The sequence below is a fragment of the Flexivirga caeni genome, assembly GCF_003724155.1.
In the GTDB taxonomy this organism is placed as follows: domain Bacteria; phylum Actinomycetota; class Actinomycetes; order Actinomycetales; family Dermatophilaceae; genus Flexivirga; species Flexivirga caeni.
This window is the reverse complement of the sequence record NZ_RJJQ01000002.1, coordinates 334,685-357,078: the sequence shown is the minus strand read 5'-3', so window position 1 is coordinate 357,078 and position 22,394 is coordinate 334,685. Positions and strand designations below refer to the sequence as shown.

The 22,394-nt window shown below is 68.7% G+C and carries 21 protein-coding genes; 6 read left to right on the top strand and 15 right to left on the bottom strand.

Annotated features, from left to right (window positions below; genetic code table 11):
• Positions 1–23: 23 nt before the first annotated feature.
• The 6 genes from EFY87_RS04080 to EFY87_RS20220 form a co-directional block, all read right to left on the bottom strand.
• Positions 24–1,631, bottom strand: coding sequence for a PQQ-binding-like beta-propeller repeat protein (locus tag EFY87_RS04080; protein ID WP_158607501.1), 1,608 nt, complete (start codon positions 1,629–1,631; stop codon positions 24–26).
• A gap of 55 nt (positions 1,632–1,686) precedes the next feature.
• Positions 1,687–2,922, bottom strand: coding sequence for an RNA polymerase sigma factor (locus EFY87_RS04075; RefSeq protein WP_123270160.1), 1,236 nt, complete (start codon positions 2,920–2,922; stop codon positions 1,687–1,689).
• Complete coding sequence (locus EFY87_RS04070) at positions 2,919–3,305, bottom strand: YciI family protein (RefSeq protein WP_123270245.1); 387 nt, start codon at positions 3,303–3,305, stop codon at positions 2,919–2,921. Before EFY87_RS04070 ends, EFY87_RS04075 begins: the two co-directional genes overlap by 4 nt.
• A 455-nt stretch (positions 3,306–3,760) precedes the next feature.
• A complete protein-coding gene (arc, locus tag EFY87_RS04065) occupies positions 3,761–5,404 on the bottom strand; it encodes a proteasome ATPase (protein ID WP_425459349.1) in 1,644 nt (547 codons plus the stop codon).
• A gap of 159 nt (positions 5,405–5,563) precedes the next feature.
• Positions 5,564–6,589: a tRNA (adenine-N1)-methyltransferase gene (locus tag EFY87_RS04060; protein ID WP_245988384.1), complete on the bottom strand. Its 1,026-nt coding sequence runs from the start codon at positions 6,587–6,589 to the stop codon at positions 5,564–5,566.
• Positions 6,590–6,767: 178 nt separating this feature from the next.
• Positions 6,768–7,907: a site-2 protease family protein gene (locus EFY87_RS20220; RefSeq protein WP_158607500.1), complete on the bottom strand. Its 1,140-nt coding sequence runs from the start codon at positions 7,905–7,907 to the stop codon at positions 6,768–6,770.
• A gap of 73 nt (positions 7,908–7,980) precedes the next feature.
• On the opposite strand from EFY87_RS20220, the gene EFY87_RS04050 reads away from it, so the two are divergent.
• The 3 genes from EFY87_RS04050 to EFY87_RS04040 are packed head-to-tail and all read left to right on the top strand — an operon-like array spanning position 7,981 to position 9,458.
• Positions 7,981–8,883, top strand: coding sequence for a RecB family exonuclease (locus EFY87_RS04050; RefSeq protein WP_123270157.1), 903 nt, complete (start codon positions 7,981–7,983; stop codon positions 8,881–8,883).
• Positions 8,884–8,898: 15 nt separating this feature from the next.
• The gene (locus EFY87_RS04045; RefSeq protein WP_123270156.1) at positions 8,899–9,132 is read left to right on the top strand and encodes a hypothetical protein; all 234 of its coding nucleotides are present in this window, start codon (positions 8,899–8,901) and stop codon (positions 9,130–9,132) included.
• A gap of 5 nt (positions 9,133–9,137) precedes the next feature.
• Entirely contained in the window at positions 9,138–9,458 is a 321-nt protein-coding gene (locus EFY87_RS04040; RefSeq protein WP_220093490.1) for a type II toxin-antitoxin system PemK/MazF family toxin, read from the top strand.
• A gap of 43 nt (positions 9,459–9,501) precedes the next feature.
• On the opposite strand, the gene EFY87_RS04035 is transcribed toward EFY87_RS04040, so the two are convergent.
• Together EFY87_RS04035 and metH are read right to left on the bottom strand one after the other, a co-directional pair.
• Positions 9,502–10,149: an HAD family hydrolase gene (locus tag EFY87_RS04035; RefSeq protein ID WP_342769096.1), complete on the bottom strand. Its 648-nt coding sequence runs from the start codon at positions 10,147–10,149 to the stop codon at positions 9,502–9,504.
• A 15-nt stretch (positions 10,150–10,164) separates the two neighbouring features.
• Positions 10,165–13,956: a methionine synthase gene (gene metH / locus EFY87_RS04030; protein ID WP_425459346.1), complete on the bottom strand. Its 3,792-nt coding sequence runs from the start codon at positions 13,954–13,956 to the stop codon at positions 10,165–10,167.
• 157 nt (positions 13,957–14,113) lie between these two features.
• On the opposite strand from metH, the gene EFY87_RS04025 reads away from it, so the two are divergent.
• On the top strand, positions 14,114–14,959 hold the full coding sequence (locus tag EFY87_RS04025) for a PAC2 family protein (protein WP_123270152.1): 846 nt from the start codon (positions 14,114–14,116) through the stop codon (positions 14,957–14,959).
• A 4-nt stretch (positions 14,960–14,963) separates the two neighbouring features.
• Here the strand turns inward: EFY87_RS04025 and mshC are convergent, their stop codons facing one another.
• Genes mshC through EFY87_RS04000 form a run of 5 tightly spaced genes read right to left on the bottom strand, consistent with a single transcriptional unit; the run spans position 14,964 to position 19,369 of the window.
• Positions 14,964–16,205: a cysteine--1-D-myo-inosityl 2-amino-2-deoxy-alpha-D-glucopyranoside ligase gene (gene mshC, locus EFY87_RS04020; protein ID WP_123270244.1), complete on the bottom strand. Its 1,242-nt coding sequence runs from the start codon at positions 16,203–16,205 to the stop codon at positions 14,964–14,966.
• Between the two features lie 25 nt (positions 16,206–16,230).
• On the bottom strand, positions 16,231–17,040 hold the full coding sequence (locus tag EFY87_RS04015; RefSeq protein ID WP_220093489.1) for an SCO1664 family protein: 810 nt from the start codon (positions 17,038–17,040) through the stop codon (positions 16,231–16,233).
• Positions 17,018–17,557: a DUF3090 domain-containing protein gene (locus EFY87_RS04010; protein WP_123270151.1), complete on the bottom strand. Its 540-nt coding sequence runs from the start codon at positions 17,555–17,557 to the stop codon at positions 17,018–17,020. The genes EFY87_RS04015 and EFY87_RS04010 overlap by 23 nt, the downstream gene beginning before the upstream one ends.
• 10 nt (positions 17,558–17,567) lie before the next feature.
• Entirely contained in the window at positions 17,568–18,299 is a 732-nt protein-coding gene (locus EFY87_RS04005) for an MSMEG_4193 family putative phosphomutase (RefSeq protein WP_123270150.1), read from the bottom strand.
• A gap of 5 nt (positions 18,300–18,304) precedes the next feature.
• Complete coding sequence (locus tag EFY87_RS04000; protein ID WP_123270149.1) at positions 18,305–19,369, bottom strand: LLM class F420-dependent oxidoreductase; 1,065 nt, start codon at positions 19,367–19,369, stop codon at positions 18,305–18,307.
• A gap of 58 nt (positions 19,370–19,427) precedes the next feature.
• Here EFY87_RS04000 and EFY87_RS03995 point away from each other — a divergent pair, with 58 nt between their 5' ends.
• Positions 19,428–20,366, top strand: coding sequence for an aldo/keto reductase (locus EFY87_RS03995; protein ID WP_123270242.1), 939 nt, complete (start codon positions 19,428–19,430; stop codon positions 20,364–20,366).
• Positions 20,367–20,373: 7 nt separating this feature from the next.
• Here EFY87_RS03995 and EFY87_RS03990 read toward each other — a convergent pair whose 3' ends face one another.
• Positions 20,374–20,697: a hypothetical protein gene (locus EFY87_RS03990; RefSeq protein ID WP_123270148.1), complete on the bottom strand. Its 324-nt coding sequence runs from the start codon at positions 20,695–20,697 to the stop codon at positions 20,374–20,376.
• Positions 20,698–20,792: 95 nt separating this feature from the next.
• Here EFY87_RS03990 and EFY87_RS03985 point away from each other — a divergent pair, with 95 nt between their 5' ends.
• Positions 20,793–21,047, top strand: coding sequence for a DUF5703 family protein (locus EFY87_RS03985; protein WP_245988382.1), 255 nt, complete (start codon positions 20,793–20,795; stop codon positions 21,045–21,047).
• Positions 21,048–21,058: 11 nt separating this feature from the next.
• On the opposite strand, the gene EFY87_RS03980 is transcribed toward EFY87_RS03985, so the two are convergent.
• Positions 21,059–22,393, bottom strand: coding sequence for a M20/M25/M40 family metallo-hydrolase (locus EFY87_RS03980; RefSeq protein ID WP_123270146.1), 1,335 nt, complete (start codon positions 22,391–22,393; stop codon positions 21,059–21,061).
• Between the last annotated feature and the right edge of the window lies 1 nt (position 22,394).

The following is a 22,394-nucleotide window of genomic DNA, read 5'->3' as shown; positions in this document are numbered from 1 at the left end:
GGGGATGCCGGGAGTATGCCAACTCACCGCACTCCGGTGAGTTGGGCGACACCGTCGACCGAACTGGTGAAGACCGCCACACAGCCCGGTGCGGCGAGCAGCTGGACGCGGCGCTCATCGCCGACCCCGAGGGGGATGCTGTGCAGTCCGCCCGAACGCCCTTGCAGTTGCAGGCGATTCGTCGGGTATGGCGCGACCGTCTGTTGGGCCAGGATCACCGGTGCCGACGGGTCGATCGTGTCGCCGGGCGGCGGTCTGCCGGTGCGTAGGTCGATCACTTTCTCCGTTCCCGTCGTCACTCCGAGGTAGTCGCTGTAGACGACGAACGCATCGTGCAGGCGCCGGCCGGTGCGGGCATCCAGCACCAGCGACTCCGTCGGGTGCGGAGTGGTGACCACGATGCGCGCCAGCAGCGACGACCCGTCCGGCGCCGCCAGCAACTGGCTCGCATGGGCGCGGGCGCTCGGCTGCACCACGTGGTCCGGCACGGTGTATTGCCACCGCGGGACTGCACTGATGCCCAGGTCGATGAACCGCAGTGTCCCCGTGGACGGGGATGGCTGGCACGCCTGCTCCAGCACCACTCCGGTGCTGATCGCCACCAGCCCGCCCGTCGAGGGGACCCGGCTGCAGTCGCCCGGCTCACGGTATCGCCACAGCAGCCGGCCATCGGTCACCGATCGGCCCACCAAGAGCTGCGAATTTCCGGACTGTGCCGCGGCCACCACGACGCCGTTGGACAGGGTGATCGTCCCCGGCACGATCTGTCCGCTGCGAACCCCGAACGCCGCGGAGTCCATGCTGAACCGCACACGACCGGTGTCCGCGTCCAGCACCTGCACGAACGGCTCCCAGTCCCCGCGCGGTGTCCAGGCCAGCAGCACGGTGCGACCATCCGGGCTGACCATCGCCCAGCGCAGTGCTGCCTTCCCCGTCCGGCGGTAGGACCAGCGCCGCGCACCCGTCGTGCCGTCCAGTCCCTCCACTCCGTTCGACGTCGCGACGACGACCCCGGCGCCGCCCGGCCACACCTGCCAGGCGGAAGACGGTATGCGGACACGCCACGCGATGTGCGAGACGCGGGACGGGATCGCAGGCACGGGAACGGGATTCGCGGTCCGCTGCACCACGCCCAAACCGGGCGTCGCGACATACGACGCCCCGGCGACGATTGCGACCAGTGCCGCCGCACTGATGGGGACGATCGCCGACGCCGCCGTCGAATGGCCGGCTCCGTACCCCTTGGGGATCAGCAGTGTCAGCAGCAGACCCACAACGATGCTGGTCAGGCCGACGACGGTCAGCACCCGGGCATGGCCGGGAAAGCCCAGCCGCCACTGCTGCACGAGACCTGGCACCGACCAGGCCAGCAATCCGATCGCCACCAGCACCGCGAGGATCAGGCTTGCCCGGCCGTGCTGCCGGTGGCGCCCAGCGACGTGGGTCGCGCCGACAGCGACGAGCAGGCAGAGCATCAGCACGGTCAGCACGCGGAGTCCCGATCGACCTCCGGCTGCGGACACAACATCGGCCGGCAGGAGGAACGCGGCTGTGCCCACGACGATGGCGCCGCTCAGCACGAACCCACCACCGGCCCATCCGCCGGCGCCCGGCCGATCGCTGTCTTCCATGACCTCACCGATTCCGACGCTGCGGTCCAACATCACCCCCCGAACCTGAAGGCAGTCAGAGTGTGGAGCGTCGGTGCGTCAGATATGCCGACTCGGCAGCGTTTCCCGCCAGCTCGATGGCCCGGTCATAGGCAGCGCGTGCTTCGTGCGGGCGACCCGCGCGGCGCAACAGGTCGGCGCGGGTCGCATGGAAGGCGTGGTATCCGTCCAGCGGCAACCCCTCGATGAGGGCGAGCCCCACCTCCGGACCGTCGACCTCGGCAACCGCTACGGCGCGGTTGAGCGCGACGACGGGCGATGGATCGATGCGGACCAGCCGGTCGTAGAGCGCGACCACCTGGAACCAGTCGGTGTCCGCCGCATCGCCGGCGTAGGTGTGCACGGCATTGATGGCGGCCAGGAGCTGGAAACGTCCCGGTGGGCCGTCGCCCGCGGCGACAGCAGCACGTCGTTCGCGCACCAGGCCGTGTCCCTCAGCGATCGGGGCAGCGTCCCACAGCGACCGGTCCTGCTCGGCGAGCGTGACGAGTTCGCCGCCGGCAGAGATCCGGGCGGCCTGCCGCGCCTCGATGAGCAGCATGAGCGCCAGCAGCCCGGCCACCTCGCCGTCGCCCGGCACCAGTTCGCGGGTCAACCGGGTCAGCCGAACTGCCTGCGCGGTCAGGTCGGCACGCACCGGATCGGTGGTCGCTCCCGTCGCCAGGTAGCCCTCGTTGAAGATGAGGAACAGCACGGAGAGCACTCCCCCGAGCCGGCCGGGCAGATCCGCGGCGGCAGGGATGCGATAGGGCACGTGATTCGCCCTGATCTTCGCCTTCGCCCGGGTGATCCGGCGCCCCATCGCCGACTCCTGCACGAGGAACGCGTGCGCGATCTCGGGCACTGTCAGGCCGCCAACCATGCGCAGGGTCAACGCAATCCGCGCATCCGGTGCAAGGGCCGGGTGGCAGCAGGTGAAGATGAGGCGCAACCGGTCGTCGTCGATGACGCCTGGCGACGAGGGCGTGTCCTCGTCATACAACAACCTGGCCTCCTGGTGCTTCTCGTCACGCCGCCACTCCCGGCGCAAGCGGTCGATCGCCTTGCGGGTGGCGGTGGTCGTGAGCCAGCCACCGGGATTGGCGGGTATGCCGTCAGCCGGCCACCGCTCGACAGCAGCCGCAAAGGCTTCCGCCGCGGCTTCCTCCGCGATGTCGAGATCGCGGAACCGGCGCACCAGCGAGGCGACGATCCGGGCCCACTCACGGCGGTGGACCGTCGCCAGGGCGTCGGCGACGACCGCATCGGTCACGACTCGAGCAGCGCCACGAACGACTCCTCGGTCTGGAACGGCCGCACCTCGACCTTGCCGCGGCATGCCTTGGAACCTTCGGCGGCGAGACGCAAGGCGACGTCCAGGTCCGGAACGTCGATGACCCAGAAACCGCCGATGTGTTCCTTGGACTCCAGGTAGGGACCGTCGGTCAGCACCGGCTGGTCGTGCTGACCGTCGACCACGGTCGCGGTCTCCGCCGACTCCAGGCCATTTGCGAACACAAAGTAGCCCTCTCGCTGCAGCATGTCATTGAAGGCACCAGTATCGGCGAACGCTGCGAGCATCTCCTCCTTGGTCGCGTAGGCGCCGAAATCGGTGCGCTCCAACGGGCCGTAGACGGACATGAGGTATTGGGGCATCGTTGCCTCCTGCATCAAGGCGACCCGGGTGGCCGCCGCTCAACAGTGCTACGAACGAGTCTGCCCCGATCGGACACTGATCGGGTGCTGCTGCGCGTGCTACTACGAAGTCGCGAGCTTTCCCGTTCCTCCGGCTCGAGTGTTCGACCCCCCAGGTCGCGTCCCGTAAGCGCGACCGTCGAGACTTCGGGACGCCATACCCGCGATTTCCCGTCCCGTAAGCGCGACCGTCGAGACTTCGGGACGCCGTACCCACGATTTCGCGTCCCGTAAGCGCGACCGTCGAGACTTCGGGACGCCATACCCGCGACTTCGCGTCCCGTAAGCGCGACCGTCGAGACTTCGGGACGCCATACCCGCGATTTCCCGTCCCGTAAGCGCGACCGTCGAGACTTCGGGACGGGCTGCGTATGTCGCGCCCCGCGCTCCGGCCCACTCGACCAGCGCGCGAGGGCTCACAAGTACTGCCCGGTGCCCTTGATCGAGTCGATGGAGCGGCCCGGCTCGGCGCCGTCCTTGCCGTCGATGAGCGTGCGGATGTAGACGATCCGCTCGCCCTTCTTGCCCGAGATCCTGGCCCAGTCATCCGGATTGGTGGTGTTGGGCAGGTCCTCGTTCTCCTTGAACTCATCGACGCACGAGCGCAGCAGGTGATCGACGCGGATGCCCTTCTGGCCGGTCGTGAGCTGGTCCTTGATCGCCATTTTCTTGGCCCGGTCGACGATGTTCTGGATCATGGCACCGGAGTTGAAGTCCTTGAAGTAGAGGATCTCCTTGTCGCCGCTGGCGTAGGTGACCTCCAGGAACTTGTTCTCGTCGATCTCGGTGTACATGCGCTCGACCGACGCCTGGATCATCGCGTCAACCGTCTCCTGAGCCGAGTTGTTGTATTCGGCCAGGTCGTCGGCGTGCAGCGGCAGCTCCGGCACGAGGTACTTGCCGAAGATGTCCCGGGCGCTCTCGGCGTCGGGTCGCTCGATCTTGATCTTCACGTCGAGCCGGCCGGGCCGCAGGATCGCCGGGTCGATCATGTCCTCCCGGTTGGAGGCGCCGATGACGATGACGTTCTCCAGCTGCTCGACACCGTCGATCTCGGCCAGCAGCTGCGGCACGATCGTGGTCTCCACGTCGGACGAGACGCCTGATCCGCGGGTGCGGAAGAGCGACTCCATCTCGTCGAAGAACACCACGACCGGTGTGCCGTCCGAGGACTTCTCGCGCGCCCGCTGGAAGATCAGCCGGATGTGCCGCTCGGTCTCGCCGACATACTTGTTGAGCAGCTCGGGACCCTTGATGTTGAGGAAGTACGCCGTCTCATCGCGGCCCGTCTTCTCGGCGACCTTGCGGGCGAGGCTGGCGGCAACAGCCTTGGCAATCAACGTTTTTCCGCATCCGGGCGGGCCGTAAAGCAGCACCCCCTTGGGTGGCCGCAGGGCGTGTTCGCGGAAGAGGTCGGCGTGCAGGTAGGGCAACTCGACCGCGTCGCGGATCTGCTCGATCTGCCCGGCCAGGCCACCGATGTCCTCGTAGTGGATGTCGGGCACTTCCTCCAGGACCAGGTCGGCGACCTCGGCCTTCGGGATGCGCTCGAAAACAAAACCGCTGCGGGTGTCGCACAGCAGCGAGTCACCGGCGCGGATGGTGGTGCCGACCAAAGCGGCGGCGATGCGGCATACGCGCTCCTCGTCGGCGTGCGCGATGACCAGCACCCGGTCCTCGCCGAGCAACTCCTTGGCCTGGACGAGTTCGCCGACCCGCTCGAAACCGACGACGGCCACCACGTTGAGGGCTTCGTTGAGCATCGCCTCGCGACCGACGACGAGGTCGGCCGGGTCGATCGACGGGCTGACTGCGACGCGCAGCTTGCGCCCGCTCGACAGGATGTCGGCCGTCGAGTCGTCATGGATCTCCAGGAGGATGCCGTATGACGCGGGCGGTTGCGCCAGCCGGTCGACCTCGCTCTTGAGGTTGACGATCTGCTCGCGAGCTTCCTTCAGGGTGCGCACGAGACGCTCGTTCTGCGCGGACAGCGTGCCGACCGACGCCTGCAGCTGGCGGACCTGCTGCTGAAGTTCGCCGGCATTCGCCCGCGACGACACCGCCAGGCGCTCGCGTAGGGTCCGGATCTCGTGTTGCAGGCCCTCGATCGAGATCTTGGGCGCGTCAGACTCGTGGGGGTGGTCGGTCACGGTCGGCCTCCTTTGCGTCGCGGTTGCCGCAGCGCTTCGATGCCACCCGACCCTAACCCGGAAAGTTGTTCAGGCTGTGGGCGGCTCGCCTGCTGAACGTTGCAGTTTGCGCAGCTTCCGCTCGGACACCGGACGCTCGCCCAGATTCTCCGGGGTCCAATCCTCCGTGTCGGTCCCGACCTCGAACGTGGCGGTTTCGCCGTCCGGCGTTTCGAGCAGGTCATGCGCGCCCTTCGCGGGACGCCGCTTGCGGAACGGCGGTGTCACTCCCGGTGCGAGCCGGCGCGTCGAGATGAGGAAGCCGGTGTGGCCGTGCATCCGGTGCTCCGGGCGGACCGCAAGACCTTCCAGGTGCCAGCCACGCACGATCGACTCCCACGCCTGCGGCTCGGTGTAGCCGCCGTGCGCGCGGACCGCCTCGGCAACCCGGGACAGCTGAGTTGCCGTCGCGACATACGCGATGAAGACGCCGCCGGGCGAGAGAGCGACTCCGGCCGCGTCCAGGCACTCCCAGGGCGCCAGCATGTCGAGCACGACCCGGTCGACCGAGCCGGGCTCCGCTACGTGTGGCAGGACCTCGACGAAGTCGCCGACGGTGACGGTCCACGCCGGGTGCTCGCCGCCGAAGAACGCGCGGACGTTGCCCTTGGCGATGTCGGCGAACTCGACCCGCCGTTCGATCGAGTGCAGGCGCCCCTGATCGCCGACGGCGCGCAGCAGGGACATCGATAGCGCCCCGGAACCGACCCCCGCCTCCACGACCCGCGCGCCCGGGAAGATGTCGGCCATCGCCACAATCTGACCGGAATCCTTGGGATAGACGACCGCGGCGCCGCGCGGCATCGACATGACGTAATCGGAGAGCAGCGGTCGCAGCACAAGGTATTCGGTGCCGGCGGTGTTGCTGATGGTGCTGCCGTCCGGCAGGCCGATCAGGTCATCGTGTTTCAGATGCCCGCGGTGGGTGTGGAACTCCTTGCCCGGTGTCAGCAACAGCGTGTGCATGCGGCCTTTCGGGTCGGTCAGCTGCACACGTTCGCCGTCGGCGAGGGGACCGCGCCGAGCTGCGGCGCCAGTGGGTTCGGGCGGGTTCACGAAGGGCAATGATAGGTATGCCGAGGGCTGGCTCGTACGACGCCCCGGGAGTCGCGTGCTACCGGGACGTAAACCTCGACCGTCGAAGGTTACGTACGCCGGTGGCGTCATACCGGGACGTAAACCTCGACCGTCGAAGGTTACGTAGCCGGCGCCGCCCCATCAGGGCACGAGCGGATCAAGCGGGTGCGGCCTGGGACTGCTCGGCTGCCGCAAGCGCCTCGCCGAGCAGCCGGACCGACACGAGGCCGGCCGGTCGTCCGTCGCACACGACGAGCACTTCTTGGATGGCGGCGCCGACCGCTTGCACGGCGCGCACCAGCCCGGTCACGTCGGCGTCAAGGGACGAGACTTCGGTCACCCATCCGGCCGGCTGCACCCGCGCCAGCGACGCGGCGGTGATCGGCCCTCCGGGCGCGATCTCCGGACGATCAAGCTCCTGACGGGGGATGATCCCCCACGGCTGACCCTGCCGATTGACCACCACCAGGTCCGCGTCGCGCGGCAACGCTGCGGCGAGCGTGCCGTCGGAGACGACATACACCGGTCGGAGCACCTCGCGCACCCGCACCCGCGCGAAAAGCCGCCCCGAGCGGGCACGCGCAATCGCGCTCGTCGCGCCGAACCACAGGAATCCGGCGATCAGCACGGTCCACAGCACGTAGAACGTGTCCGGGGAGTCGCCGCGTGCGAGCGGCAGCACAACACTCCAGCCGATCAGTGCGACGGCGATGACCCGGCCACACCAGCCCGCGACCACCAGACCGGCCGACCGGGACCCGGTGACTCGCCAGACGATTGCGTCGAGGATGAAACCGCCGTCGAGCGGCATACCGGGCAGCAGGTTGAAGATCGCGACGAACGCGTTGGTGAAGACGAACGCGCCGATGAGCAGGCGGGCGACCTCGCGGTCGTGGGGTATGCCCTGCAGCGCGAACCACCCGAGCACCGCGAGAACGGCATTCGCAGCGGGACCGACGACGGCGACGAGCGCGCTCGACATCGGTGATGTGTCGTCGCTGTCGTATGCCGTGTGGCCGCCCCACAGATCGGCCACGATGCGCCGCACCTGGTAGCCGCGCCACTGCCCGACCAGCGCGTGCGCGGCCTCGTGGGCGACCACCGAGAGCAGCAGCAACAACGTGTAGAGCAGCGCCACGAAATAGGCGCCGGCGCCCAGGTCGGGGTAGGAATCGTGCACCTGCGGGCCGAAGGTCATGATGATGACGATCGCGATGACCGGCCAGGTGCGCCCGACGTAGATCGGCACACCGCGCATCGTGCCCAGTTGCCAGCCGGGCCGGTCCGCATTCGCCATTCGCCCAGCCTACGGTGCGCTCACTCCCACCTTCTGGGGTGCCTTGTCCGTGCCACGGGATAACGTCGCAGGCATGGAGCAGGCGACACCGGTCGAGTCAGCGGCGCACCGGGAGCGGTCCGGGCCGCGGCCGGTCCGGGCTGCCCTCTCGCCGAGCCGGGCGGGCGACTTCATGCAGTGCCCGCTGCTCTATCGCTTCCGGGTCGTCGACCGGCTGCCGGAGGAACCATCAGCCGCTGCGGCGCGGGGCACCCTGGTGCACGCGGTGCTGGAGCGGCTCTTCGACATGCCCGCGCCCGAGCGGACGGTCGAGGCAGCAGTCGCGCTGCTCGAGCCGCAGTGGGCGGCGCTGGTCGAGCAGGAGCCCGAGCTCGCGACCTTGATCGGCGATGACGCCACCGATGGGCAGACATGGTTCCGCGACGCCGCCGAGCTGGTGCGCCGCTGGTTCACCCTGGAGGACCCGACCCGGCTGGAGCCGGCCGAGCGGGAGCTGTATGTCGAGGCGGATGTCGACGGGCTGACCCTGCGCGGCTACATCGACCGGTTGGACGAGGCGCCCGGCAACCTGCTGCGAGTCGTCGACTACAAGACCGGGCGGTCTCCTTCGGAGCTGTTCGAGGCGAAGGCACTCTTCCAGATGAAGTTCTATGCGCTCGTGCTGTGGCGCACTCGCGGCGTCGTGCCGAAGATGCTGCAACTGGTCTACCTCGGCAACAGCGAGATCGTGCGCTACACCCCGGAGGTGGCCGATCTCGAAGCGACCGAGCGCAAGGTGAAGGCTCTGTGGCAGGCGATCGAACGCGCCGCGACCACCGGCGACTGGCGGCCGCACCGGTCCCGGCTGTGCGAGTGGTGCAGCCACCAGGCGCTGTGTCCGGAGTTCGGCGGGACTCCCCCACAGCTGCCTCCCGATGCGCTCGGCCTGGCGCTCGACCCGGCGCGAGCAGGCGCCGCTGCATCGACCGACGAGTGATGGCATGATTGTGGCATGGTTCGCGCACGATTGAGCACGACGGTGGACGCCGCCCTCCTCGACGAGGCCCGCCGGGTCACCGGCACCACGGATGCGACGATGATCGATGAGGCTCTCGCCGCGTTGCTGACACGTCGCCGCGCCGCCGAGATCGACGCCAGTTACGTCGCCTATGACAAGCATCCGCTCGACGAGCCGGACGAGTGGGGCGACCTGGCCTCGTTTCGCCGGGCCGCATCAGCATCGTGACCGCGATGCCAGGGCGCGCAGAGGTCTGGTGGTGTGAGATGCCCCAGATCGGCCGGCGACCGGTCGTCGTTCTATCGCGGGACACCGTCATACCGCGTCATCGCCGTGCGCTCGTCGCCCCCTGCACCACCACGATCCGCGGACTGGTGAGCGAAGTCGTCCTCGAACCTGGCGACGACCCGGTGCCGCGTCCCTGTGCGGTGAACCTCGACTCGGTCGAGAGCGTCTCGATCACGATCCTCGTTCACCGCATCGGCCGGTTGTCGGGCAACCGGATGCGAGAAGTGTGCGCTGCGCTCGCCGTTGCGGTCGACTGCGACAGGTAAGCGGCCTCGCATGCGCATCGGCACGCAAAGGTGTGCCGATGCGTCAGCTGGACACCAGCCGCGTGAGGTCGGCCGGTTGCACCCCGACGAGGGTGCCGACGCGGACGGCACCCTCGATTGGCGGGACGGCCACCACGTGCGGCACCGCGATGGTCGGCACGCCCGCACCGACCGCGGACCGGACGCCCGGGATCGAATCCTCGATCGCGACGCAGTCGGCCGCGGTCACACCGAGCCGGGTGATCGCCGTGCTGTAGGCCTCCGGATCCGGCTTGCCCTTGCGCACCCGGTCTCCGGTGACGACGACCGAGAACGTACCCTCGGGCACGGCCTCGATCAGCACCCCGGCGAAAGCCTCATAGGACATGGTGACCAGCGCATTCGGAATACCTTGCGCCACACAGGCATTCAGCAGTTCCTCGGCACCCGGGCGCCACGGCACGTGCAGCCGCATCCCGGCGACCACCCGCTCCAGCAGGAAGTCGACGATCTCCTCCGGTGCCAACGTCACCGGGCTGTTGTCCCGGATGATCTGGCCGGAGACGATCAGCGAGTTGCCCACGAGCCGGTGCGCCATCTCGTCGGTCCAGGTGCCGCCGTATGACGAGACGAGTTCCTTCTCCGCGGCGATCCAGAGCGGTTCGGTGTCGACGAGAGTGCCGTCCATGTCCCAGAGGACTGCCGCGGGCAGTTGCTCGCTGATGGGTCAGTCCTCCGGTTCGTAGCCGAGGTTGGGCGCGAGCCAGCGCTCGGCCTCGCGGAGCGTCCAGCCCTTGCGCTCGGCATACGAGCTGACCTGATCCTTTCCCAGCCGGCCGACGACGAAGTACTGCGACTCGGGGTGCGCGAAGTACCAGCCGCTGACGGCCGCGCCCGGCCACATCGCCATCGACTCGGTCAACTCGATGCCGGTCTGGTTCGTGACGTCGAGCAGGTCGAAAAGCGCCTGCTTCTCGGTGTGATCGGGGCAGGCCGGGTAGCCGGGCGCCGGGCGGATGCCGCGGTAACCCTCGGCGATCAGCTTCTCGTTGGTGAGCTTCTCGTCCGGCGCGTAGCCCCACAGTTCGTGGCGCACCACCGCGTGCATTCTCTCCGCAAACGCCTCGGCGAGCCGGTCGGCAAGAGATTCCAGCAGGATGCCGCTGTAGTCGTCGAGCTCCGCCTTGAACTCCATGATCTTGTCGGTCGCGCCCAGACCACCCGTGACCGCGAATCCGCCGATGTAGTCGGCCAGCCCGGTCTCCTTCGGCGCGACGAAGTCCGCGAGCGAGCGGTTGGGCACACCCGCCCGGTGATGCCCCTGCTGCCGCAGGTGGTGCAGCACGGTGCGCACCTCCCGCCGCGACTCGTCGGTGTAGACCTCGACGTCGTCGCCGACCGCGTTCGCCGGGAAGAAGCCGACCACGGCGTTGGCCCGCAGCCAGCGCTGCTCGATCAGCCGGTCCATCATCGCCTGCGCGTCGTCCCACAGCTTGCGGGCGGCCTCGCCACTGGCGGGGTTGTTCAGGATGTCGGGGAAGCGGCCCTTCAGCTCCCAGGAGCTGAAGAACGGCTGCCAGTCGATGTACTCGCGCAACGTGTCCAGCGGGTAGTCGGTGAACGTTCGCGTGTATGACGCCACTGCACCGGGCTCGCCGTCGTTGCCGATGTCGCGCGCCTGCTGCAGCAGGAAATGCGGCCGCGGCGGACGGTAGTCGGTCCAGTCGATCGGCGTGCGGCCGGCGATCGCGTCGTCGTACGAAAGCAGAGGCCGCTCAGTGGATTTCGCAGCATGCCGCTTGCGGATCGATTCGTAGTCGGCGTTGACGTCGGCCATGAACGCGGGACGCCGCTCATCGGACAACAACGCGGCCGCGGTCGGCACCGACCGCGACGCGTCCTTCACCCAGACCACCGGCCCGTGATATTTCGGCGTGATCTTGACGGCGGTGTGCGCCCGGGAGGTTGTCGCGCCGCCGATCAGCAGCGGTATGGCGAAACCCTGCCGCTCCATCTCGTCGGCCAGGTTGACCATCTCATCCAGGGAGGGGGTGATCAGCCCGGACAGCCCGATCATGTCCGCGTCCTCGGCCTTCGCGGTGTCCAGGATCTTCTGACCCGGCACCATCACGCCGAGGTCGATGACCTCGTAGTTGTTGCACTGCAGCACCACGCCCACGATGTTCTTGCCGATGTCGTGCACGTCGCCCTTCACGGTCGCCATCACGATCTTGCCGTTGCTGCGTTGCACGTCGCCGGGCTTCTTCTCCGCCTCGATGAACGGAATCAGATGTGCCACAGCCTTTTTCATCACGCGGGCGGATTTCACGACCTGCGGCAGGAACATCTTTCCGGCGCCGAAGAGGTCGCCGACGACCCCCATGCCGTCCATCAGCGGACCCTCGATGACGGTCAGCGGGCGTTCGCCGCGTGCAAACAGCTCCAGGCGCATCTCCTCGGTGTCCTCGACGATGAACTCGTCGATGCCTTTCACCAGGGCATGGGTGATCCGCTCGCGCACTGGCTCGGAGCGCCACGCGTTCGCGACTCCGTCGTCAACCTTCTCGGCTGCCTTGTTGAACTCCTGGGCGACCTCCAGCAGCCGCTCGGTCGCGTCCGGCCTGCGGTTGAGGATGACGTCTTCGATGCGGTCGCGCAGCCGCGGGTCGATCTCGTCGTAGACGACGAGTGCGCCGGCATTGACGATGCCCATGTCCATGCCGGCGGCGATCGCGTGGTAGAGGAAGACCGCGTGGATCGCCTCGCGGACCGGGTTGTTGCCGCGGAAGCTGAACGACACATTGGACACGCCGCCGGACACCAGTGCTCCCGGCAGGTTCTGCTTGATCCAGCGCGTCCCCTCGATGAAGTCGACGCCGTAGTTCGCGTGCTCCTCGATGCCGGTGGCGACCGCGAAGATGTTCGGGTCGAAGATGATGTCCTCGGCCGGGAAGTCGACGTCCTCGGTCAGGATCTTGTATGCCGTCCGGCAGATCTCCTTGCGCCGCTCGATCGTGTCGGCCTGGCCGAGTTCGTCGAAGGCCATGACCACGACGGCCGCGCCATACTTGCGGCAGAGGCGCGCCCGTTCGACGAACGCGTCGACGCCCTCCTTCATCGAGATCGAGTTGACGATGGACTTGCCCTGCACACAACGCAATCCGGCTTCGATGACCTCCCACTTGGAGGAGTCGATCATCAGCGGGACGGTGCAGATGTCGGGCTCGGACGCGATCAGCTTGCAGAAGCGGTCCATGGCCGCCACGCCGTCGATCATCCCTTCATCCATGTTGACGTCGATGACCTGCGCGCCGGCCTCCACCTGCTGGCGGGCGACGTTCAGCGCGGTTGCGAAGTCGCCCTCCTTGATCAGTTTGCGGAACCGGGCCGAGCCGGTGATGTTGGTGCGTTCGCCGACGTTGACGAACAGCGACTCGGCGGTGATGTTCAGCGGCTCCAGGCCCGATAGCCGCAGGGCCGGCTCGGGGGTGGCCGGGACACGCGGCGGCACGCCGGTGAGCTGGGCGCCGATCTGTTCGATGTGCTCCGGGGTGGTGCCGCAACATCCGCCCAGAACGTTGACCAGACCGTCGGTCGCGAAACGGCCGAGCACGGCCGCCATGTCCTCGGGTGTCTGGTCGTATTCGCCGAAGGCGTTGGGCAGGCCGGCGTTCGGGTAGCAGAAGGTGAAACAGTCTGCGAGCCGTGATAACTCGGCGGCATACTGGCGCATGTCGGCGGCACCGAGGGCGCAGTTGAAGCCGACCGCAAGCGGTTTCGCGTGCCGGATGCTGTTCCAGAACGCCTCGGTGAGCTGACCCGACAGCGTGCGTCCGGACGCATCAGTGATGGTGCCGGAGATGAAGACCGGCCAGCGCCGTTCCCGCTCCTCGAAAAGCGTTTCGAGAGCGAAGATCGCCGCCTTGGCGTTGAGAGTGTCGAAGATCGTCTCGACGAGCAGCAGATCGCTGCCGCCGTCGACGAGACCCGCAGCCTGCTCCTGGTATGCCGCCACCAGCTCTTCGAACGACACATTGCGTGCGCCCGGGTCGTTGACGTCCGGAGAGATGGACGCAGTGCGGTTGGTCGGCCCGAGAGCGCCCGCGACATACCTCGGACGCTCGGGCGTCGCAACCGCATCGCAGGCCGCCCTGGCCAGCTTCGCCGACTCGTAGTTGAGCTCGTAGCTGAGCTCCTCCATGCCGTAGTCGGCCATCGAAATACGCTGTGCGCTGAAGGTATTCGTCTCGATGATATCCGAGCCGGCTGCAAGGTAGGCATTGTGGATGGCGCTGATGACGTCCGGTCTGGTCAGCGACAGCAGGTCGTTGTTGCCTTTGACGTCCTGCGGCCAGTCGGCAAAGCGGTCGCTGCGGAATTCCGCTTCGCTCAGCTTGTGCCGCTGGATGAACACGCCCATCGACCCGTCCAGCAGGAGCACCTGCCGGGTCATTGCGGCGGTCAGTGCCTCGGTGGCGTCTGGTCGAACCAGGGAACGGTCGCGTGTCGACGGAGTCACACGCGCAAGGTCGGAGCGGCTGCTCACTGTGGGCCCCTTCAGGGAAGTTTGCGCAGAACGCGCCCGATTCTAGCGGGGCCGCGAAATGGTCCGCCGCCCCGGCGGGCACTGCTTAAGCTGGGCAGTGCATCATCGAGCGACTGACGAGGAGAAACCGGTGATCGAACTCGAGGACGTGCCCCTGTTGCGCGACCCGATCATGATTGCCGCGTTCGAGGGGTGGAACGACGCCGGCGAAACCGCGTCCGCGACGATCAGCCACTTGATCGGGACGTGGAACGCGCAGCTGGTCGCCGAACTCGACCCGGAGATCTACTACGACTACCAGGTCAATCGCCCGCGCATCACCAGTGAGACCGGGCCACGCGAGATCGTCTGGCCGACGACGCGGATCTTCATCGCGCAGGACACCCCGCTGGACCGCGACGTGATCCTCGTGCAAGGCATCGAACCGTCGATGCGGTGGCGCGCGTTCACCGCCGAACTCATGGACTTCGCCGCCGACTGCGAGGTCGGGATGATCATCACGCTCGGCGGGCTGCTCGCCGACGTGCCGCACACCCGCCCGATTCCGGTGACGGTGACGTCGGAACACGACGAGACCCGCCAGCGGTATGACGTGGAGGCCAATCGCTACGAGGGACCGACCGGCATCGTCGGCGTGTTCACCGACGCCGCACACCAGGCCGGGCTTCCGACCCTGTCCTGCTGGGCCGCGGTGCCCCACTACGCCGGTGCCAGCCCGTCACCCAAGGCGACGCTCGCGCTGCTCACGCGGCTGGAGGAGCTCTTCGACGCCCTGATCGGCCACGCCGACCTGCAGGAGCAGGCGCGCGCCTGGGAACACGGCGTCGATGAGCTGGCCGCGTCCGACGACGAGGTCGCCGACTACGTCCACTCCCTGGAGCAGACGCAGGACACAACCGAGCTTCCGGAAGCCAGCGGCGATGCGATCGCTCGCGAGTTCGAGAAGTATCTCCGGCGCCGGGAGACCGACGAGTAGGGCCTCAGGCGCGTATGCCAAGCAGCGCGTCGAGCGCGTCCGCGACCCGCGGGCTGGCAGTACCGTCGGGGGCGCCGGCTGCCCACCCATCGACCAGCTGGAGAGCGGCAGCACTGTCGAGGTCGTCCGCCAGAGCGGCACGGACCCCGTCGATCAGCTCGTCCGCACCGTCGTCGCCGCGGCCGGCCAGCGCTTCACGCCACCTGTCCCAGCGGTCGAGCGCGGCCGTCAGCAGGTCCTCGGTGTACTCCCACGGTGTCCGGTAGTGCTGCGCGAGCAGCACCAGGCGGATCGCCATCGGGTCCACCCCGCGGGCGCGCAACTCGGAGACCCGCACCAGGTTGCCCTTGGACTTGCTCATCTTCTCGCCGTCATACCCGACCATCGCCTGGTGCACGTAGTTGTGCGCGAACGGCGGGTCGTCGGTCAGCGCGACCGCCTGCACCGCCGACATCTCGTGGTGCGGGAAGATCAGGTCGGTGCCACCGCCCTGCAGGTCGAAGCCCATGCCGAGGAAGTCCAGCGCAATCGTGGTGCACTCGACGTGCCAGCCCGGCCGGCCACGGCCCAACGTGCCTGCCTCCCAGGCCGGTTCGCCCGCCCGCTCGACACGCCAGAGCAGCGGGTCGAGAGCGTCCCGCTTGCCGACGCGGTCCGGGTCGCCGCCACGGTCGGCGAACACCTCCAGCATCTGCTCACGGGACCAGCCGCTCTCCGAGCCGAACGTGGGCTGCGTGGACAGGTCGAGGTAGACGTCCTCGTCGCCCGGGTTGGCCGCGTCCGGCGTCGGCACCCGGTAGGTCACGCCCTTGCGCACCAGCCCCTGGATGGTCGCTACCTGCCGGGGCATCGACTCGACGACGCTGACGTAATGGTCCGGCGGCAGGACCCGCAATGCCGCCATGTCGGTGTGGAACAGGCCGATCTCGCTAGTCGCGAGTTCCCGCCAGTCGACGCCGTCACGCGCCGCGCGCTCCAGCAGCGGGTCGTCGATGTCGGTGACGTTCTGCACGTAGCGCACCTGGTGACCGGCGTCGCGCAGCACCCGGCTGGCGAGGTCCAGGGTGATGTAGGTCGCGGCGTGCCCGAGATGCGTCGCGTCGTACGGGGTGATGCCGCAGGCATAGATCGTGGCGATCTCGCCCGCGTGCACCGGCCGCGACTGGTGGGTGTGTATGTCCCGGAGCGAGAGCTGGTGGCCTTTTCCTTGCAGACCAGGCAGATTCGGCGCGGCCCACGATGCGATTGTCACGCGCGTCAGCTTAGAGGGGTCACCACAGCGGCCAGGGCAGCGGATGCCGGTCGTCGGGCGGCGCGGGCATCCGCCCGGCCGCGAGCAGGTCGTCGATGCGGTCGGCGAGAGCCGCCACCTCCTCGTCCTGTATGACCCCACGCAGTTGCGCCCCGAGCACTCCGTCGACCGCGTGCCGCAGCTGCGTCAGCCGGGTGATTTCCGCGGCCGAGAGCTCGCGCCCCGCGAAACCCCACAGCACAGTGCGCAACTTCTCCTCCGCATGGAGGGTGAGTCCGTGGTCCACGGCATACAGCCGCGAGCCGTCGACGATCATCGCCGACCCCTTGCGGTCGGCGTTGTTCACCACGACGTCCAAGAGGGCGATCTCGCGCAGTTGCTCCCGTGCGGCGTGCGACACGACCAGCGGCTCGTCATGCTCGTCGGTGACACCGAGCACCGGCAGGTAGTCCACGGGCACCGCATGCACCGGGTCGATGCGCAGCAGTCCGTTGTCGTCGACCGGGTCCAGCGGACCGACCCACTGCTGCACCGAACCCGCCCCAAACGGTCCGTCCGGGCGCAATGCGGTGACCGGCACGCACTCCCAGCCGCCTGCGCGGGAGACCAGGTAGGCAGCGAACTCGCGCGCGGCCAGCGATCCCTGGGGGAAGTCCCACAGCGGACGCTCGCCGCGAACCGGCTTGTAAACGGCGCAGATCCGGCCATCTTCCGCGTCGATCCACACGCGCAGCACGTAGTTGGAGGCCTCGACCAGCCGGCCCTCCACCTCCAGCGGTCCGTCGGTGAGCAGCCGCTGCAGCCGCTCAGCGTCGATAGCCGTTGGCACGAGGGCAGATGTGGCCGTCGGGATCGAGGGGGCCGCCGCAGAAAGGGCAGGACGGGCGACCGTCGGCGACCGCGGCCAGCCCGCGCCGGGCGAACTCGCGGGCCTGCGCCGCGTCGAGCCGCACCCGCATCAGCTGGGCGTCGGGGTCGGGGACTTCGCGTAGTTCCTGACCGTCGTCGGTGGGCTCCAGTTCGACCTGGCGGTCGTGCGCTTCGATGATCAGGAGCCCGCGCTCCGGCTCCCAGGCGAGGCTGAGCGTGCTCACCCGGAACTCGTCCTCGATGGGCTGGCTCAGCGGGTCATTGTCCTCGTCCGCCACCGGCAGGTCCTGCTCGACTGCCAGCTCGTCGAGCAGGTCATTGACGCGCTCGGCGAGCACCGCGACCTGCTCCTTCTCCAGCGACACGGACACGACCCGCCGCCCCTGCACCGCCTGCAGGAAGAAGGTGCGCGACCCGGGCGGGCCGACGGTGCCGGCAATGAACCGGTCCGGGTGGTCGAATTCGATGGTCGGCATGCGTCCGAGCCTAATCCGCGTCCGCGGCATCGGTTCCGGTGCCGGTCTCGCCCCCGGGCGTCGCGTCGCCGGACGGACCGGATGCCTCGGGTGCGGTCACCAGGTCGGTCAACTCCCCGGTCGAGTCGTTGACCCGCAGCACGAACGGCCGGCGCGCGGTGTAGCGCACGACGCTGATCGAGGCTGGGCCGACGACGATGCGCTGGAACTGGTCGAGGTGGCTGCCGAGCGCGTCGGCGAGCACCGCCTTGAGCACGTCCCCGTGGGAGACCGCGACCCACAGAGCGTTCGGGCCGTGTGCCGCGTCGACCTCGGCGTCCAGGGCGCGGACCGCGGACACGGCGCGGGCGGACATGGCCGCCAAGGACTCGTGCTCGAAGTCCGGTGACGGTGGAAAGGTCGCAGCCGACGGGTGGTCCTGCACCGTGCGCCACAGCTTGTCCGTGGTCAGCTCGCTCAGTGTGCGACCGGTCCAGGCGCCATACCGGCACTCGCCGAGGCGTTCGTCGGTGTCGACGGCCAGGCCGGCAAGCCCCTCCGCGACGGCCGCCGCTGTCTCCTGACAGCGCTGCAGCGGACTGCTCACGATGCGGACAATCGGCAACTGTTCCAACCGTTTTCGCGCCTCAGCGGCCTGCACGCGCCCGGTCTCGTCGAGCCCGATGCCCGGCGTCCACCCGGCGAGTATGCCGGAGGCGTTGGACGTGGTACGTCCGTGGCGTAGCAGCAGGACCGTTGCCATCGCGGTCAGCGCAGCCCTTCGTCGTCCATCACGTCGGCGAGAGTGTGCAGCGCGGCGATCCGCTCGGCGAGGTTGTCCCCGGCCGGCGAGACGTTGAGGGTGGTGACACCGGCGTCGGCATACGCGTGCAGCCGCTCGGCCAGGTGCTCGCGCGGCCCGATCAGCGCCGTCTGATCGATGAAATCGCGCGGTACGGCCGCCGCGGCGTCGCGGTGCTTACGGTCCAGGTAGAGGTCCTGCACCTCTTGCGCGGCATCCGCGAAGCCCATCCGGCGGGCGAGCGCGTTGTAGAAGTTCTGCTTCCGCGACCCCATGCCGCCGACATACAGGGCGGCGTTGTCCCGCAACCGGTCCGCTGCCGTGTCCAGGTCGTCCGCGATGCTCAGCCCGGCGCTGGCCGCGATGTCGAAGCCGGCCAGCGAGCCGTCCGGGTGGCCGGCCGCGCGGCGCCCCGCGCGCAACTGCTCGAGTTGCGCCGGCAGGTGCTCGGGGCTGACGAAGATGCCCAGCCAGCCGTCGGCGATCTCGCCGGTGAGCTCCATGTTCTTCGGCCCGATGGCCGCGAGATAGATCGGCACCTGCGTGCGTTCGGGGAGCAGCAGCAGCCGCAGCGCCTTGCCGGGGCCGTCCGGAAGCGGCAATTCGAAGTGTGTGCCGTGGTATTCGACGTTCTTGCGACCGAAAGCCAGGCGGATGACGTCGACATACTCACGGGTGCGCCCGAGCGGGTCGTCGAAGCGCACACCGTGCCAGCCCTCGCTCACCTGTGGTCCGGACACCCCGAGCCCGAGCCGGAAGCGTCCGCCGGTGATCTTGTCCAGGGTCGCGGCCGTCATCGCGGTCATCGCCGGTGTCCGCGCCGGGATCTGGAAGACCGCGCTCCCCCACTCCAGGTTGGTGGTGAACGCGCTCAGGTATGCCGCCAGCGACGGCACATCCGAGCCGTACGCCTCGGCGAGCCAGGCGACCCGGTAGCCGGCCTGATCCGCCGCGCGAGTGAGTTCCTTCATCGCCTCGAGGTCATCGGTGCCCGTGGTGCCCCAGTAACCGAGGTTGATGCCCAGATCCATGCCGCCGACGCTACCCGCTCGGCCCGGACGTGCGGAGCCGGCCACTACGGTTGTGCCCGTGCAATCGGTGAAAGTGGGCAGATCGGGACTGCGGGTGAGCGGCCTCACGCTCGGCACGATGGGCTGGGGGGACTCGGTCGACGAGATCTTCGCCCGGGAGACGCTGCACGACTTCCGTGACGCCGGCGGGACGACGATCGACACGGCATACGGGTATGGCGATGGCGCCGCCGAGACGATCCTGGGAGATCTCGTGCCGGCGATCGACCGCGACCAGGTGGTGATCGTCGGCAAGGCGGGCATCTCCCGCACCACGGGGTCTCGGGTCGTCGACACCTCGCGCGGCGCGCTGCTCACTCAGCTGGACGCTTCTCTGCGACGGCTGCGGACCGACCATCTCGACCTGTGGCTGGTGCACACCTGGTCGGGCGAGGTGCCGCTGGAGGAAACGGTGTCCGCGCTGGAGCACGCGGTGCGGACCGGTCGGGCGAGGTATGTCGGCGTGTCCAACTACTCCGGCTGGCAGCTGGTCGCCGCCGACGCTGCGCTGCGTGAAGCGCGGATTCCGTTGGTAGCTAACGAGATCGAATACAGTCTCGTGGAGCGGTCGGCGGACTCGGAGGTGGTGCCGGCCGCCGCGCACACGGGTGCGGGGCTGCTCGCGTGGGCGCCGCTGGGCGGTGGCGTGCTGACCGGGAAATACCGGCGCGGGGTGCCGGCGGACTCCCGGGCAGCGACCGGACAGCACAGTGGCTGGGCCGCCCGCCGGCTCGGCGGTGCCGCCAATCCGATCGTCGACGCCGTCGCCACCGCCGCGGAGGGACTCGGCGTGAGCCCGGCGCAGGTGGCACTCGCGTGGGCGCGCGACCGCCCGGGCATCAGTTCGCTGATCGTGGGGGCGCGCAACGCCACTCAGCTGCGGACGATCCTCGCCGCCGCGACCACGGCGCTGCCGCCGGAGATCGCCCAGGCACTGGACGACGTCTCGCGCCGGTGAGCGGCAGCTACTTCTCGGAGTCCTCGAAGTCCAGGTCGTCGGTGTCGTCGCCGCTCAGCCCGATGTAGCGCTCGTCCTCGTCGCCTTCGAGGTCGTCGCCTTCGAGGTCGTCGTTTTCTTCGTCCTCGTCGCCGGTATAGACCTCCAGCGGCGTCACCTCGCCGTAGGCGTCCATCAGCGCGTCGTCGTAGTCCTCGAACGCGTCGGCGACGTCGCGGTATGCCGCAACCACCACCGGGTCGTTCTCGCTGCGCCGTGAGGCTGCGGCCTCCAGATGGCGTTCCAACGCACTCACCAGCACGGACAATGCAGCACGCGGCTCAGCGGTCATGGGTTGACGGTACCGGGTCGGGCCGGGCTGCGTCATACGACAACCCGTGTGGCGGGCCGACAGGTCCGCCGTAGACCGGGACATAATGGGGTGCAATGACCGAGCGAAGCGAGCGTCCATGGGGCGTAGGGCGGATGCACACCCCGACGGAGGAGGGTTGTGCATCCGCAGAGTACGAGTTCCGGGTGCTGAACTTTCCGCGCAATGCCACTCGCTCCGACGTGCGTCAGGTGCTGGCCGACCACGCGGAGTACGGCCACTGGGAGCTTGCCCGCACGCGGCTCTATCTCGGTGGTGCCCGGCGGGTCTGGTTGCGCCGCCGCATCATCCGGGTGCGCCGTACGGCGTGAGGCCGGGAGGTTCAGCAGTCCCGCAGGAACGACCCGAGCACGCGGGCACCGAACTTCAGCGATGCGAGCGGTACACGCTCGTCGATGCCGTGGAACATCGGTGCGAAGTCAAGGTCGGCCGGGAGTTGGAGCGGCGCGAATCCGTAGCCGGTGATGCCCAGCTTGCGCAGCGCCTTGTTGTCGGTGCCGCCGGACAGGCAGTAGGGCAGGATCGCCGCGTCCGGGTCCTCGGCGAGCAGGGCGCGCTTCATCGACTCGACCAGCGGCGCGTCGAACGGCGCCTCCAGCGAGATGTCGCGGTGCAGCACCTCCACCTCGACGTGCTCCCCCGCGAGTTCGCGGACGGTCTGCATCAGGTCGTCTTCGTGGCCGGGCAGGAAGCGGCAGTCCAGTGATGCCGACGCCGTCTGCGGTATGACGTTGTGCTTGTAGCCGGCGTCCAGCATGGTGAAGTTGGCCGTGTCGCGCAGCGTGCCTTCGACGAATCCGCGCGCGCCGCCGAGCTTGGCGAGCAGCGGTCCGAGATCGTCGTCCCGGTAGGTGACGCCGGACAACTCGCTCAGGCCGTCGAGCAATTGCCGCACCGTCGCGATGTATTCGCGGGGCCACTGGTGCGCGGCGATACGCGCGATGGCCTCGGCAAGACGCACCACCGCGTTGTCGTCGTTGGGCACCGAGCCGTGCCCGGCCCGGCCGTGCGCGTGCAGCCGCAGCCAGGCGATGCCCTTCTCGGCGGTCTGCAGCAGGTAGGCGCGTTGCTGCCCGGCGACGCCGTCGAAGGTGACCGAGTAGCCGCCGACCTCGCTGATTGCCTCGGTCACGCCTTCAAAGAGCTCGGGGTGGTTGTCGACCAGCCAATGGCTGCCCTTCTCGCCGCCGGCCTCTTCATCGGCGAAGAAGCCGACGACCAGATCGCGGGCGGGCTTGCGGCCGGTGCGGGCCAGCTCGCGGACACAGGACAGGATCATCGCGTCCATGTCCTTCATGTCGACCGCGCCGCGGCCCCAGACGCAGCCGTCCTTGATCTCGGCAGCGAACGGATCGACCTGCCAATCTTGGGCATTCGCGGGCACGACATCGAGGTGCCCGTGCACCGCGAGGGCGCCTCGGTCGGAGTCGGCACCCTCGATGCGCACCAGCACCGACGAGCGGCCGGGCTCACTCTCCAGCAGCACCGGGTCGAGCCCGACCTCGGTCAGCTCCTGCATGACGTATTCGGCCGCCTTGCGCTCCCCCGGTCCGCTGCCGTCGCCGTAGTTGCTGGTGTCGAAGCCGATCAGCTCCTGGGTGATGCGGACGACCTCGTCCTCCGCCGTGACCTGCTCGCTGTCCACTGCTCGCGTCATA

Excerpts from the sequence above, each read along its gene's own strand:
- EFY87_RS04005 (WP_123270150.1), bottom strand. The coding sequence starts at position 18,299 with ATGGCAACGGTCCTGCTGCTACGCCACGGACGTACCACGTCCAACGCC.
- EFY87_RS04000 (WP_123270149.1), bottom strand. The coding sequence starts at position 19,369 with ATGGATCTGGGCATCAACCTCGGTTACTGGGGCACCACGGGCACCGAT.
- EFY87_RS20220 (WP_158607500.1), bottom strand. The coding sequence starts at position 7,907 with ATGGCGAATGCGGACCGGCCCGGCTGGCAACTGGGCACGATGCGCGGT.
- EFY87_RS04080 (WP_158607501.1), bottom strand. The coding sequence starts at position 1,631 with ATGGAAGACAGCGATCGGCCGGGCGCCGGCGGATGGGCCGGTGGTGGG.
- EFY87_RS04040 (WP_220093490.1), top strand. The coding sequence starts at position 9,138 with ATGCCAGGGCGCGCAGAGGTCTGGTGGTGTGAGATGCCCCAGATCGGC.
- EFY87_RS04045 (WP_123270156.1), top strand. The coding sequence starts at position 8,899 with ATGGTTCGCGCACGATTGAGCACGACGGTGGACGCCGCCCTCCTCGAC.
- EFY87_RS04010 (WP_123270151.1), bottom strand. The coding sequence starts at position 17,557 with ATGCCGACCATCGAATTCGACCACCCGGACCGGTTCATTGCCGGCACC.
- EFY87_RS03985 (WP_245988382.1), top strand. The coding sequence starts at position 20,793 with ATGACCGAGCGAAGCGAGCGTCCATGGGGCGTAGGGCGGATGCACACC.
- EFY87_RS04050 (WP_123270157.1), top strand. The coding sequence starts at position 7,981 with ATGGAGCAGGCGACACCGGTCGAGTCAGCGGCGCACCGGGAGCGGTCC.
- EFY87_RS03990 (WP_123270148.1), bottom strand. The coding sequence starts at position 20,697 with ATGACCGCTGAGCCGCGTGCTGCATTGTCCGTGCTGGTGAGTGCGTTG.
- EFY87_RS04070 (WP_123270245.1), bottom strand. The coding sequence starts at position 3,305 with ATGCCCCAATACCTCATGTCCGTCTACGGCCCGTTGGAGCGCACCGAT.
- EFY87_RS03980 (WP_123270146.1), bottom strand. The coding sequence starts at position 22,393 with ATGACGCGAGCAGTGGACAGCGAGCAGGTCACGGCGGAGGACGAGGTC.